At 60.8% G+C, this 13,749-nt stretch carries 8 protein-coding genes; all 8 read right to left on the reverse strand.

Annotated elements, in window-relative coordinates; genetic code table 11:
* The gene (locus tag CK627_RS16760; RefSeq protein ID WP_095592916.1) at window positions 1–2,535 is read right to left on the reverse strand and encodes a hypothetical protein; all 2,535 of its coding nucleotides are present in this window, start codon (window positions 2,533–2,535) and stop codon (window positions 1–3) included.
* A gap of 9 nt (window positions 2,536–2,544) precedes the next feature.
* Window positions 2,545–4,590, reverse strand: a complete 2,046-nt coding sequence (locus CK627_RS16765) for a type VI secretion system Vgr family protein (protein WP_095592917.1) — start codon at window positions 4,588–4,590, stop codon at window positions 2,545–2,547.
* A 10-nt stretch (window positions 4,591–4,600) separates the two neighbouring features.
* Complete coding sequence (locus CK627_RS16770) at window positions 4,601–4,888, reverse strand: type VI secretion system PAAR protein (protein WP_005300007.1); 288 nt, start codon at window positions 4,886–4,888, stop codon at window positions 4,601–4,603.
* Between the two features lie 257 nt (window positions 4,889–5,145).
* Entirely contained in the window at window positions 5,146–6,576 is a 1,431-nt protein-coding gene (locus tag CK627_RS16775) for a VasL domain-containing protein (protein WP_017783133.1), read from the reverse strand.
* A 46-nt stretch (window positions 6,577–6,622) separates the two neighbouring features.
* Window positions 6,623–10,108 (reverse strand): type VI secretion system membrane subunit TssM, encoded by a 3,486-nt coding sequence (gene tssM, locus CK627_RS16780; protein WP_095592918.1) that lies wholly within the window; start codon window positions 10,106–10,108, stop codon window positions 6,623–6,625.
* A gap of 41 nt (window positions 10,109–10,149) precedes the next feature.
* The gene (gene tssA / locus CK627_RS16785) at window positions 10,150–11,595 is read right to left on the reverse strand and encodes a type VI secretion system protein TssA (protein ID WP_095592919.1); all 1,446 of its coding nucleotides are present in this window, start codon (window positions 11,593–11,595) and stop codon (window positions 10,150–10,152) included.
* A gap of 9 nt (window positions 11,596–11,604) precedes the next feature.
* Complete coding sequence (vasI, locus tag CK627_RS16790; RefSeq protein ID WP_095592920.1) at window positions 11,605–12,210, reverse strand: type VI secretion system-associated protein VasI; 606 nt, start codon at window positions 12,208–12,210, stop codon at window positions 11,605–11,607.
* Window positions 12,210–13,748, reverse strand: a complete 1,539-nt coding sequence (gene vasH / locus CK627_RS16795; RefSeq protein ID WP_095592921.1) for a sigma-54-dependent transcriptional regulator VasH — start codon at window positions 13,746–13,748, stop codon at window positions 12,210–12,212. The genes vasI and vasH overlap by 1 nt, the downstream gene beginning before the upstream one ends.
* Between the last annotated feature and the right edge of the window lies 1 nt (window position 13,749).

Below are 13,749 nucleotides of genomic sequence, written 5' to 3' on the forward strand. Positions count from 1 at the left end.
TCAGAATTCCTTTGAAACTATAGATGTTACTTCTAACAGTGATTGAAATTTTCCTGCATAAGATGCAATCAATGCAGCAGCATCATTGCCATTTATTATTTTTCTTGCAGAAACATAGTTCATCGATGACTCATTGATATAATCATCCAACGATGAACCAGTAAAAATCCCTTCCTCCATTCCCCATATCATAATCGAAACTGCATAGTCAAAATCGGCAGCCTTTTCAGGGAAGTTAACAAAATCAACACCAATATTGTCTTTTGCTCTCTGATAATTTTTTTTCCATGTAAGATGAACACAGCCTCGGCCTCTATATTTATACCCATCACCTTCTACTGTGTTTCCATTTAATATTGCTCGCTCTCTACGCTTAGGCGTATCAGCTAATATTGGGTCATATTTATCAAAATAGCTAACTGAACCTACTTCAGGTTTCTCACTAAAGTACTCACCGGAAACAAAATGGTATGTCTCATGCCTAGCAGTTGCTAGCATATAAGCGAGCCGATAAAGATTAGCCTTGTACAAACTATTATTTGCATAGTAGTTATTAATATTGACTATAAGCTTTCGGAGGTTTTTTTCAGACTGAGAAGATAGGGCCGGAGTTCCAGCTGAAAAACTCATATGCATTTCTTTATATTTCAAAACAAATTCATCGACATTTATCAACCTATCAAATCCCTCCTCCTTTATAACCATCGTCATTGGTGAAAAATGCCAGACCTCCTTATCAAGCTTTAACTTGGCAGCACTCTGCATCCACTCCAGCTTATCGATACGCTGTTTCTCATGGTCAACCAATAAATCAAAATCAGGCAAGCCAATCTTGCTCATTAGTTTATCTAGCCACAGATAACTGCTGGCTGATGATTTTTCATACCACTCACTGTGATGCTTGACGATTAGCTTCTGAAGTTTTTCTGCATTGCTGCTGTTTTGCAGGGCCGCCCGTATCTCTTCGCTGCTAAGTTCACCATTGCCATCGGAATCGAAGCTCTTGACCAGATCGGTGAAAAAGGCCGGAGGGGTATCGGGATCCAGATAGCCATCGGAGCCTGAACCATCGACCTTTTTAAAACCAATCTTCAGCCAGTCGTGCTGGCTTAACAGTTCGACTTGCTCTTTCTTGACATACTTTCCTGACGAAGAACAGACCCACTCCTGCTTGGCGGCATCTATCTCAAGCTTTGGAGATTCAACCAGTTCTTCCTGGCTCTTGTCACCGGTTGCCACCCAAATATCTTTATCTTCCTGCTTTTTCTTTTCGTATAAGAAGAGTTCCGCCGGGACTTTGGCATAGGTAGTGCCGCCTTTTGTTCCAGCCTTGTTGGCCAGCACATCGTCAAGACGGGGATCCTGGGTGAAGACTTCAAGATGGACTTGATGCTTGCTCTTTTTGCCTCCAATCAGAGAGCCAGGCGTTTCTACCAGGCCGAGATAGCCTATGGTCTCACCTGCGACAATAGCCACGGGAGATGGCAACACATAGAGTTCGCCAAGATGGGAGGGAGGAAGCGTATTTGCCTTGATATATTTGTCTTCGACGCATACCCAGGCGACACCACAACTACTTGGCACACCGTCCACACTCGGCGTCACATATTTGCATCTGGCCATCTTGCGCGCCTTGTCACCATCCCAATGGAATTCGAGTTGGTGTGCATCATACTGCAACTTGGTACCGGCAGGCAGAGAAACACTTTTCTTTCCCACCACCGGACGACCTGTAGGCCCATCAACTCCAGGATCCGCACGGCCAACCATATTAGTCAGCAGTTCCGCCTCTATCTGATCGAATAGCCAAGTAGGCAGGTTGGGTTTAATCACCTCAACAGCGGCCGGACTATTGGCGATCCAGACCGAACTCCCTTGACTGACCACAACACCGGCCTTCTCAGCCTCTTTCATCTGGGTATTGGACAGCTGACTCTTGATGATCACCTTGATGAAGTCATACACCTTGCCCCCGACATTCCCCTTTTGGGATGGCACACTGCTGTCCATTTCCAGCTCGGTATCCTTGGGCAAGGTGAAACGAGGCAAAGCGGCATCAACACGCTGCTGCTCGGCATCGGGATTGGCATGGGGAACGGAATTTCGCGCGTTCCAACCCTTTTTCAGCACCAGCTTCTCGGTACTTTGGTACTGACCCCAAGGCAGCAGATGCATATAGAGCGAGTAGAAGGTGAACTCATTTTTCGCCTTGGTCTCTGCATTCACTTCACAATATTCATGCTGTACCAGGCAGAAGCAGTTGGAATAACGCAAGGACTCCCCCTGAAATTCAGAAGTCAGGTAATCCTTCATCATCCGGAAGGCCACCACCTTGCCATCGACCATGGCTCTGACAGGGTACTTATCCTTGCACCAAGGGGCACTCTTGTCGCTGATATGAATGCCGCCATGCCATTTGTTGTGATTGCCAAGAAGATAGTGACCCGATTGCTCGCCATTGATCAGCGCCGTCAGCGCCTTGGCATCTTTGAACTCTTCCCCTTTGGCTGTGAGGATGGGAAATGCAAACTTCATGCTGTTTCCTTATTCAGAAAAGAGGTAAAACGCACCGGGCTTCTCTTCTTTCAAGAGCGCTTCCATCGCCTTCTCGGTGGGGATAGCCTTGACCAGTTCAACCGGTTCGGGAGCTTTGACAACTTCTACTCCCTTGGGCACCACGGGAGCCTTGCCCCCCCAGCCAGAGCCAGAACCTGCGCTGCCGCCGGCATTGAGCTTGATGGCGGGGCCCACCAGCTTGATGCCGCTCGGGTCAACTTTGACAAAGCTGCCGCCTCCCTTGAGGGTGATTTCAGAACACGCTTCCAGCACCAGCTTGTCGCCCACCTTGATATGCACTTCCTGCCCGGCTTCCACCAGCAGGGATTGCCCCAACTTCTGGTGCAAACTGGCATCCACCGTCAGCGAGTAGTCGGCTTTTATCTGGTCACGCTTCTCGCCCTCCACCGTCAGGTGGTCATTGGCCTTGATGCGGGTCACCCGCTCATTGTCGATATCGGTGTGCTGGTCGTGCTTGATGTGCCAAGCGGCATCATTCTCGATAAGCAGGTTCAGGTCTTTCTGACCGTGGATATACATCTCTTCCTGCCCCGCCTGGTCTTCAAAGCGCAGCTCGTTGAAGCCCTCCCCCTGGTGGCTCTCGGTGCGCAGCACGGTGCGAGTCTTGTTGGCCGGCAACTCGTAGGGCGACCGGTTGGTGGCGTGATAGGTGCGACCGGTGACGATGGGCTGGTCCGGGTCCCCTTCCAGGAAACTCACGATGACCTCGTGGCCGATGCGCGGGATGGCCATCATGCCGTATTGACCACCGGCCCAGCCTTGCGAGACTCGCACCCAGCAGGAGCTCTGGTCGTTGGAGCTGCCATATCTGTCCCACGGGAATTGCAGCTTCACCCGGCCATGCTCGTCGCAGTAAATCTCCTCCCCTTCGGGCCCCACCACCATGGCGATTTGCGGGCCATCCACCATCGGCTTGTGGGGCGCCTCGGGGCTACCGATGCGCGCCCGCCAGGTGGCGCTGGCTTTCACCACCCCGAATTCGTTGTGATAGACGGTGGGGCCGCTGCCCCCCTCCTCTTCCAGCGCCTGCGGCTGCAAGCCGGTGTGCTGGATGCGCACGATTTGCCAGTCGGTATTGAGGCTGCCATTGGGGTGTTCCGTGAGTGAAAACGTCTGCCCCGGCTGCAAAGCTGCACTGTTGGACTTAGCCTTGCCCGCCACTGCGTCGTTGCGCAGCGCATCCAGCCGGTGCTGGGCAAAGGCCTTGCCGCTGCCATCCTGCTTGTAACGGCCCGGGAAATCGAAGTGCTGGTAAGTATCGCGCTGGTGGGTCAGCTCAGCTCCCACCTTCTTGTGGGAGAGGCCGTAGGCCGGGGTCTTGAAGCTGTAGTCTTTGAGCTCCACATCCGAGGGGCGCACCGCCTCCCGGTAGTGGAACTGGCGTACATAGGGCCCCTGCTCCAGAGAGTGGTTGCCGAGGTTGAAGAAGAGCTCGGGGCCAGCGGTCAGGGCGGCCGCGTCGTCGGCAAAGACGATGCGGTGCTTGCCCGCCTCGAATTCATGGAAGTAGAACATCCCCTCTTCGGCGGCGAGGCGGTTCACGAAATCGAGGTCGGTTTCACGATACTGAACGCAGTATTCCCGCTTGGCGTGCTCGTTTTTCAGCGCAAAGGCGTAGTCGGTGATGCCGTGTTCTTGCAACAGGATGGAGAGGATTTCATCGGGCTTTTGCGCCTGGAAGATGCGGGAGTTCTGGCGAAGTGACAGCCGCCACAGAGCCGGCTGCACCATGAGCTGATAGCGGGTGCGGCGAAAACCGCTGTCACCCTGCGCGAAGTCACTGACCACCCCGCACACCCGACGCTGCAGTTCGCCGTTGTACCAGACCAGCAGCTCGCACGGCTGGTCCAGCACGGCGCCAAAGTCGATGTCGGGCTGGGCACTCGCCAGCTCCAGGCGCAGGATGAACGGCCGGTTGAGCGCTTCATCCAGCGCAAACTCGGCCACCACGAAAGTGCTCTCGGGCAGGGCCCCTACCTTGACGGTAAATTGTAATCCTGTGCTGTCTGCCATGAAGCGCTCCTTAACCTGCCTGTCCACTGCCCGAACCAATCACCACACCGCCGCAGCCGACGGCGGTGCCGGTCACGGCGATGGGCTTGCCGTTGACCAGCACAGAGCCGACCCCGCCCGAGATGCTGCGCGGATGGGGTGGATTGTTGGGTTTGTCGTGGGGGGCCAGCGGATCACCCTGGCGGGCCACCGGCTTGCCATCGAGGAACACATCGGGGCTGGCGGCAATCACGGGGGATGGGTGGAAACCCTCGTGGTCGGTGCCGATGTCACCGAGCAATGCAATAGAAGGACACATCTGGATTCTCCGTGGGGCAACCATGGTGCAAGCGCAGCCTGGTGCAGAGACAGTTGAGACGGCGACCCAGCAGCCTCCATGCCATGGCAAAGTCGCCCACAATCACATTAAAAATCAGTCAATTACGATTCAGGCTCGCGTCATCTGACCAATCTGCTGCAATCCATTGCGCAAGACAGGGCAAGTTTCCCGGCAAACCTTGCCTTGCCAGTCAAACTCACTACAGCTTGCGCAACTTCTTGCTCATAACAGCACGTTCAGCTACCGGAAGCGCCCTGTTGCAGCTGATAGAGGCGGATGTTGAGCGCTTTCAGATCATTTTCCAGGCTTTTTAGCTCCGCTGCCGTGATGGGCTCCTGGGAGGCTTTTCTCGCCTCCAGTTCACCGAGGCGCAAACTGAACGGGATGTTCTGCATCAGGTTCTTCTGCACTTCGTAGAGCTGCGATTTGAGGTAGGAGATGGTCACCGTCTTGCGCTGGCGCTCCAGCTCCAGCAGCTGATCGAGCAGGGCATCCACCCCGGCGCGGGCATCCAGGTAGGTGGGCACGCTGATGACGTCCCCCTGCTGGCTACCAAGCTGCGTCTGCCACTGCTTGTCCAGCGCCTTGACCGCCAGTGAGTCGGGATAGAGCATCTGCAACGAGTTGCGCAGCCCCTCGCCGTAGCGATACCAGTAGAGCGGCGACGTCTGCTCGAGCCGGGTCAACTGGTTCTGGTAGCGGGCCACCAGATCGCTCTCCATGTTCTGCAGGGTCTGCTCCCCCAGCACGATGCGCGCCTGGCGAATGTCGTCGTAGCTGAGGGCTCGGGGCAGCTCGGCGGCCGGCTGTACCAGGCGCTGGGCCGCCACGGTTTTCTCCTGCTGATGTTGCTGCCAGCCGAGCCAGCCCATCACTGGCAGGGCGCAGCTGAGCAGGCCACAGCCAAACCAGAACCAGGCGGGACGCTGCCGGCGGTGCTGCTCAATCTTCAGCACGGTGGGCTTGACCTGCCCCTTCTCGCGCCCCACCAGAATGCTGCCCTGGGGCAGGTGCGGGGTCGATGCCGAGACCGTGCCACCGTGATCACTCTCCATGTCGGACTTAAAGAACACCATGGGCGGGATCTGCAGATCCTCCTTGAGGCCCGGCTCGTCGGAGACGATGACGATCTCGGTCTCATCGAACAGGTGGGTATACCCCTCGATGAAGTGCACCAGGTTTTCAACTCGGGGAATGCGGCTCAGATCCGCATTGTGCAGCTTCTCGCTGATGAGCTGCAGCGCCCGCTCGCAGCGATAGATCAGCCGCTTGTCCTCGTGGCTGATCTGGTACTGGCGAATGACGTCGCTGATACGGGCGATGAACCAGTCGAGCATCTCGATGCGAGCCCGCTCCTGATGGACCGGCGGCCAGAAGCTCTCCCACTGGGTGACGATGAGGTTGGCGAGAAACTCGCACCCTTCGGTAAAACCGCTCAGCCCCTGCAGACGCGAACGGGCCAGGGTGAAGTAGATTGCGGTCTGCAGATCCACCCCGTGTTTTTCGAAGATGAGGCTGGCCAGCTGATGGATCCGCTGCCAGTCCACCTCAGGGCGCGAAGCGTGGCTGAGCTTGTTGATCTCGGCCCGCAGCGCCTCGTACTCCGGCAACATCCTGGGGTCGCGCCCCACTTTCAGGGCCTGCTGACCTTGTTGATTCTGTGACATATGGACTTCCAACGCAGGAAGGGGGCACAGCGTGCCCCCGACGCGATCAATAGAGGGATTCGGGCAGTCTGAACTGGCTGAACAGGCCGCCGGTGAAGGGGTTTTGCGCGCTGTCGGTGTAGACGCGATAGGTCATGGCCCCCTGATCCACCGGGAAGCGCACATCGAAGGTGGCGTCATTGACCTGGGTCAGCTCCCCCTTGTCCATCAGGCGGAACATAGCCCAGGGGCCGACGAAGCCTTCACTGCGCGGTGAACGCTCGCGGGCGGCCGGCACCAGGGTGATCTTGCTCTCGGCCCCGTCGCGCATGGTGTTGGGCCACACCAGCGGGATCTTGGTACGACGGCCGTGGGCGTATTCCAGCAGTTGGCCGTCCAGGTTCAGCACGCTGCGCCGCTTGTTGGCGGTGAGCTCAATGGGCTCGAGGGCGAACTGCACCTCCAGGTTGCCCTGCTGACTGAAGAAGATCTGACGGATGCGGGCCGCACGGTCCAGCTGCTTGACCAGCTCGGCCTGGATGGGCGAGCTGAACTCCCCTTCCATCAGACCGCTCTCCACCATGGGTTTGAGGTTGACCTGATAGAAGCTGTCCAGCGTCCCGCCCGGCGCAAAGAAGCGCTCCATCTCGGAGAGGGGAACGTCCTTGCTCGAGCTCGGATCAAACGGATAACGGCCGGCCAGCTGGCTGTTGAAGGGGGCCAGCACCTTGTCCTGCCACTCCTGGTTGAGGGAGGACATGGCCAGGTCGATCACCAGTCGGGAGCTCTGCTCGGAGAGCTGACCCACCCAGCGATCGAGCGGGGCCGGCAGGCTGCGGGCATATTGCTGCAGCGCGAACACCGGATCGGCGTACTTGTTGGTCATGCGCAGCTGCACCGCTTTCAAGGCGGACTGGCCCGGCTCGGTGGCGTTGACGATGAGCTCCAGGTAGTGCTGCAGCTCCACCAGCTTCTGGTTGACCTCCTGAATGAGCGGTCCCTGCTCACCACGTCCAGCCAATACTCCATTAGTGGCCATAAAGGGGCGACCGATGCGGGCGCTGATGGCCTGGGCCGGGTCCCCTTCCATGTCGGAGATCTTGCGAATGCGGGTGTTGTCATCCAGCGAGGCCAGCACTCGCTGGAACGGCTGATCGTTGCCGGTGATGGCGGCGAGCACGTCCAGCGCCTGCTCCGGGTTCTCCAGGGTCTGCACGTCCAGATTGGTCAGCAGTTTTTGCCATTGGTTGACGTAATCGGTGACGTAACGGTCGTTGACCTGACGGGTGATCTCCTTGCGATCCGCCTCGCTCAGCTGGCTCAGCTTGCGCTGGCCCAGCACCCAGGCATCCATCGCGGTGAGATCGATGAGGGCCTTGTCTTGTTTGAGGAAGAAGTCGTTGAAACCGGGCCAGGTCAGCAGGCGCGGCACCTGGCCGGCGTTGTCGCTGCGCAGGGCAAACACTGTGTCGAAGGTGGGGCCCACCTCGTCACGGACGTTGAGATCCGGCGGCAGCACATCGCCCGCTTTCACCACCAGATTCTGGTAGACCCGCTGATACATGGGCAGCTTGCCGAGCTCGCGCTGGGCACCGTAGACCGGCTCCTTGAACGGCACGAAGGCGGTGATGGCGGCCTGATCCCGCTCAGCCCTGGCGCCATACCAGTTGGTGTGGTCGAGGGCATAGTCCAGGTGCCCCATCAGCTGCTCCTGCACCGCACCCTGCCCCGGGAAGGCCTTCTGCCAACGGCTCGCCATGTACTGCGCCACCAGCTCCTTGTTGCGACCGGACGCATCATCCAGCATCCGCATCACCCGCAAAATGGCGAGCTTCTCTTCGCTGCCGGCAGGCGCCTGGTTGAGATCGGCCAGCAATCCCTGCATCTGGGCCGGCAGGAAGCGCAGGCTCAACAGTTGCAGGTAGGAACCCTCCACATAAGGACCAATTTCGTCCCCCTGGTAGAGGCCGAGGTCGGCCACCAGCGGCATGCGCTCGCGGTAGTTGCCAAAGGAGAGGGTCGCCTCGCGAATGAGGTTGAGGCGCGGCAGCTGGCTCACCCCGAAGGCGTGGGCGTCGGCCACCTCGTTGGTCTCCATGAAGGCCTGGGCCTTGGTCAATACGTTGCGACCCGCCTCCTCGTTGACCCGGTAGAAGTAGTGCCAGCCACCGATGAGGGCGGCCGAGAAGAGCGACAGGCAGCCAATGCCAATGGCCATGCGGCGACGGCGATAGAGGGTGTGCAGCCGGTTCTCGCCGGCCAGATGGGCCTCCGGGAAGATGATGGAGGAGAAGAGCTGGCGCACGAAATAGGTGTTCGACTCCCCGCGCAGGGCCGAGTGGATGGGCTCTGGCAGGTTGTAGCGACGGGAGGCCGCCTGGGCAAACGCATCGAACGGCACCCCCTGCTGATAGACGGAGCTGACATAAACCCCGCGCACCAACAGTGGCTTGCTCTCCTCGATGGCCAGAGTCTCGGCCAGCAGGCTGGTCACGTAATCCTTGAGCCCCGCCAGCTGGCGAACGAACGAGAACAGCGCGTTGCGCTGGGCAGCATCGAGCCGGCTCAGCATCAGCTCGGGCAGATTCTGGTTGAGGTTGTCCACCCACTGATCCCAGAACAGGGCCAGATCCTGCTGCCAGTCTGCGCCCGGCTTAAAAGTCACCCCCAGCACGGCCTCGCGGGCCTCCTTGTCGAGCTGCTGGTAGATCACGTCAAAGCCGCGCAGCAGATCGAGCTTGGTGAAGGTGACATAGAGCGGCAACCGGGTATTCATGGTGGCCGACACCTCCTGCAAGCGCGAGCGCATCAGCTGGGCATAGGCCTTGCGCTCGGCCACGCTGGCGTGGGAGAGCCAGGCCAGATCCACGGTCAGCACCAGGCCGTTGAGGGGCTGGCGACGGCGGTGTTCATTGAGCCAGCCAAGCAGGTGCAGCCAGAGCCGCTCATGCTTGCGGGCCTGCGGATCCAGTTCGGCTTCGCTTTGGGAGAGCAGCACCCCGGCGGGATCCAGCATCACTGCCTGTTCCCCCAGCCAGCAATCCACCAGCTGATCCTGTGCCACGTCGCGCAGTTCGGTGTCGAGTCTCGGGTTGAGCTTGTTGGCCGGGTTGGCGCGGTGAATGAGGCTGCTCTTGCCGCTGCCGGGCAGCCCCAGCACCAGATACCAGGGCATGGCGTAGAGCGCCCCCTTGCCCAGATGGGTATTCAGCGCCTGCAGCCAGCGATCGAGGAACAGCGCCTGCCTGTCGATGAGCCCCTTGACCGGATCCTGCTCCAGCACCTGTTCGTGCTGACGCTCGGCCTTGAGCTGCTGCATCTTGCGCCACACCCGCCAGGAGACTACCCCCAGCAGCAGCCAGAGCCAGAGCAGGGTGAACACCACCCGCCCCCACAGCGGCTCGAACGGCTTGGCGCCGCGCAGCTCGAGACGAGGGCCCAGCCACCACACCAGGATGAGGGCGAGCACCCAGAGCACAGCACCGAGCAGGGGCCAGGAGGGTTTCAATTTCGGCAGCTGTTGCCGCAGAAAAGTAAAAATGGTTTTGAACATAAAATGTGATCCAACTCCAACTCAATGACTCATTTCGGCACTCATTTCGACAACGGCGCCGCCAGGCTCTCCAGGCGGTTGACCAGCCCGGGCTCCCAGTGCGACAACCCGAGGCGACTGGCCTCTTGCCACAAGTGTTGATAGTGCTGGCGCGCAAGCGCCTCCATGCCTTCCTGCGCCAACAGCTCCGCCTGCACCAGCAAGGCGTGGAAGCGATCTCTTGGCTCTTTCAACTGCGCAATCCGCTCATCGAGCAAGGCGAGCGCCGCTGCAACCCCCTGCTCGCCGTGACGCTGGGCGACCTCCTCGGCCAGCCCAGCTTCGCCACTGCCGGCACTGCCGCCCTTGGCCGGTTGCAGCCAGCGGCTGCACTCGGGGGAGAGAAACGGCGAGCCGTCGCTGAAGGCGAGCTCCCGCAGGGCCGGCAGGCGCTGCAGAAAAGCGCCGAGCTCCTCGGCGATCGCTAGGGCCACCGCTCCGAAACCGAGCTTTTGGGCCACTTCGGCCGAAAGCCTGTGCCCCTCGAACCAGTAAGGAGCCAGGGTCAGGCTCTGCTCGATGCGCTGCCAGAGCCCCTGATCAGGGGCGTTCATGGCGGCGCGGTACTCGTCCACCATGTCCGCCGACATGGGCGCCAGCGGGGTTTTATTGCCCGCCCCGCTCATGGGGACCGCCGTGATCCCGGCCCAGACGGCATGACGGCGCAGCCGATAGCCCACAGCCACCTCCGGCTGGCGCTCGATCAGGAGCTCAGCCACCTTGAGCTGGGTCTGGCGCCAGGCGCGATCGTTGGAACTGTCGACGTCGATGCCGGCACTGCCACCACCGCCGCTGAGCACCATGGCGCCGGCACCGCTGGCGGTCGACGCCACCGAGGCCGGGGAGCCCGTTGCCGCCGCGCCGCTGCTCTGAGGCTGCCCAGCAGCATCAGCCTGCGCCTGTGCCACCTGCTGGCGCTGGGCCCGCTTCAGCCCCATCACCAGCGGGTCGAGCAGCTCCCCCTTGTCGGGACACTGCGCCAGCCAGACCCGCTCCAGCTGCTCGGCCTGGGCCAGCAACTGGGCCAGCTCGGCTGCCGAGGCGCTCTCGCAGATGCGCGGCAGGGCCCCTTCGAAGCGCTTGACGATCTGCACCATCAGCCGCTGTTTCTGGCTGGCATTGCCGGGCCAGGCCAGCAGCCAGTAAGCCTGGATCCAGGCCTCCAGCAGGCTGATCGCCGCTCCCAGCGGGGTCGCCTTGGCCGGGTGCTGCAGACAGCGCAGCAACTGGGCCAGCACCCGCATGTCCTTGGTGCGGCTCTCCAGCAAGCCGAGGCAGGCCTCGGCCACCGCATTGAGATCGACCTGGCTGTGAGCGAGGGATCCCAGCTTGACCAGCTCGGTCTCCACATAGTCCCAGCGCGGCTCGTCGGCCAGCACCGCGCCTCTTATCTGTTCATCCGGCAGGCTGGTGAGCAGGCGTGCACACCAGGGGTGTTGATAGCTCATCTTCCCCCCCTACCAGCGGCACTGCTGACGCAGCGGTGCCAGCGCCTCTTTCAGGCCGCTCAAATCGACCCGCAAGAGGGCACCGTTGTCGGCCCGCACCTGCAGCTCGCGATGGCCCAGCCAGCGTTTGAGCTCCTCGATGGCGGGCAGACCGCGGCCATATTCCAGCAACAGACCCTGATCCCGAATAAACCAGCTCTGGGAGCCGGCACTCGGCTGACCATCCAGCTCGACCTGCACCTTCTCGCCGCTCCAGGGCTGATCCAGCCGCAGCCGGATATGGGTGATGCTGTCGACGCAGCCGATGGAGAGCGTCGCGCCGCGCAGCGCCGGACGGGTGAGGGTTTCACTGCCACTGCCGGCGTCACTTTGCAGCAGGAAGGGCGCACTCGCTGGCGTGCGGGCCTGCTCCTGGGCCCAGATGGCCTGCCAGGCCGCCGATTTGGGGGAATCCCCTTCGGTGGCACTGGCCGCGCCATTGCCGATGGCGTCGTAGCAGGCGAGTCGCACCAGCGGCGAGGGCTCTTGCCGGCAGGCCTGCCAGCGCGCCATGTCCAGCGGTGCCTCAGCCGCACTGGTGGCCAGCAGCAGAGGCAATAGGGCGATGAGGCTCATCAGTTCACCTCCAGTTTCTGGCACTTGTGATCCAGGGTGCGCTTGGGAATGTTGAGACTCTCGGCCACCAGCATCCGGTTGCCGTGGAAGTGGCGCAGCCGCGCCTCGATGACGGAGGCCTCGTACTGCTGCATGGCCCGGCGCAGATCGCGGATGTGGTTGTAGTCGTCCATGTAGCCGGGCAGCTCGACGCAGACCCGTTCGCGCAGCTCTGGCGGCAGCGCCTCCAGCCCCACCTCCTCCCCGGAGCGGGTATGGGCGCAGGCTACCTCCAGCAGATTGCGCAGCTCGCGCACGTTGCCGGGGAAGTCATAGGTCTGCAGCTGTTTCAAGAACTTGCGCTGCAAGCCGGCGAGCGTCTTGCCATCCTGGGCGGCAAACTGGGCCATGAAGTGCTGGCACAAGAGCGGCACATCATCCATGTGTTCGCGCAGGGGGGCGATCAGCAGCAGGCACTGGCAGAGGCGGTGGTAGAGGTCGGCCCGAAACCGCCCCTCCTCCACATGACGGGTGAGCGGCTGATGGGTGGCGGCGATGAGGCGAAAATCGGAGTGATATTCCTGCTCGGCCCCGAGCGGCCGGTAACTGCGGGTTTCCAGCACCCGCAGCAGCTTGGCCTGCATGGCGGCGGGCATATCCCCCACTTCGTCCAGAAACAGGGTGCCGCCGTTGGCCTGGGCCACCAGCCCGGTCTTGTTGGCAAGGGCGCCGGAGAAGGCCCCCTTCTGGTAGCCGAACAGCTCGCTCTCGATGAGGTTCTCCGGGATGGCGGCGCAGTTGATGGCGACAAAGGGCTTGTTGGCGCGATCGGAGCACTGGTGCACCAGCCGTGCCACCACCTCCTTGCCGCTGCCGGTCTCCCCCTGGATCAGCACGGTCAGCTTGTGCTGGCCAGCCTGATTGATCTGCTCGCGCAGCCCGCGGATCACCGCCGACTGGCCGACCAGCTGATCGCCGAGCAGCTTCTCGTGCTGACGCAGCCGCTCCCCCTCTCCCTTCATTTGGCGCAGGGAGTCGCGCAGTACCCCCTGATCCCGTCGGCTGCGGCCGAGATCGCGAATGAGGGTGAGCTGGTTGCAAAAGACCTGGGAGAGCTGGGCCAGCTCGGGGCCGTCGGCCCAGGCCCGCAGCACCTCCCCCTCATCCATCAGGGCCAGCACGGCAAACGGCTTGCCGTTGCCATCCAGCAGCGGATAGGCGTGCAGGCCGCACTGCTGGCCAAGGTCGGCCAGCAGTGCGCGAAAACCGGCGTGCTCGATGCGGGCACCGCCATAGAGGGAGTCCCAGGTGCGGGATTGGGCCTTGTGCAGCACATAGGCAAGCGGATGGGAAAAATCGTCCACCGCCAGCCCCAGCGTCACTTCCTTCCCCCTGACCCAGCCTTTGCACTCCAGCTGGCGGCCGCTCACATCCAGCATGCCGAGCAGCAGCCCCTTGGGTTGGAAGCTGGAATGAAGGGTCGAGCTCCACCAGTGGCACAGATGCGGCTCATCGCGCTGGGCAGTGAGGGCCAGGGCAAATGCGAGGGCTTGCTCCATA

The organism is Aeromonas dhakensis, from assembly GCF_002285935.1.
GTDB classification, from domain to species: domain Bacteria; phylum Pseudomonadota; class Gammaproteobacteria; order Enterobacterales; family Aeromonadaceae; genus Aeromonas; species Aeromonas dhakensis.

Bases quoted from the DNA above. Each gene is read 5' to 3' on its own strand.
- CK627_RS16760 (WP_095592916.1), bottom strand. From the start codon at position 2,535: ATGAAGTTTGCATTTCCCATCCTCACAGCCAAAGGGGAAGAGTTCAAA.
- CK627_RS16765 (WP_095592917.1), bottom strand. From the start codon at position 4,590: ATGGCAGACAGCACAGGATTACAATTTACCGTCAAGGTAGGGGCCCTG.
- CK627_RS16770 (WP_005300007.1), bottom strand. From the start codon at position 4,888: ATGTGTCCTTCTATTGCATTGCTCGGTGACATCGGCACCGACCACGAG.
- CK627_RS16775 (WP_017783133.1), bottom strand. From the start codon at position 6,576: ATGTCACAGAATCAACAAGGTCAGCAGGCCCTGAAAGTGGGGCGCGAC.
- tssM (WP_095592918.1), bottom strand. From the start codon at position 10,108: ATGTTCAAAACCATTTTTACTTTTCTGCGGCAACAGCTGCCGAAATTG.
- tssA (WP_095592919.1), bottom strand. From the start codon at position 11,595: ATGAGCTATCAACACCCCTGGTGTGCACGCCTGCTCACCAGCCTGCCG.
- vasI (WP_095592920.1), bottom strand. From the start codon at position 12,210: ATGAGCCTCATCGCCCTATTGCCTCTGCTGCTGGCCACCAGTGCGGCT.
- vasH (WP_095592921.1), bottom strand. From the start codon at position 13,748: ATGGAGCAAGCCCTCGCATTTGCCCTGGCCCTCACTGCCCAGCGCGAT.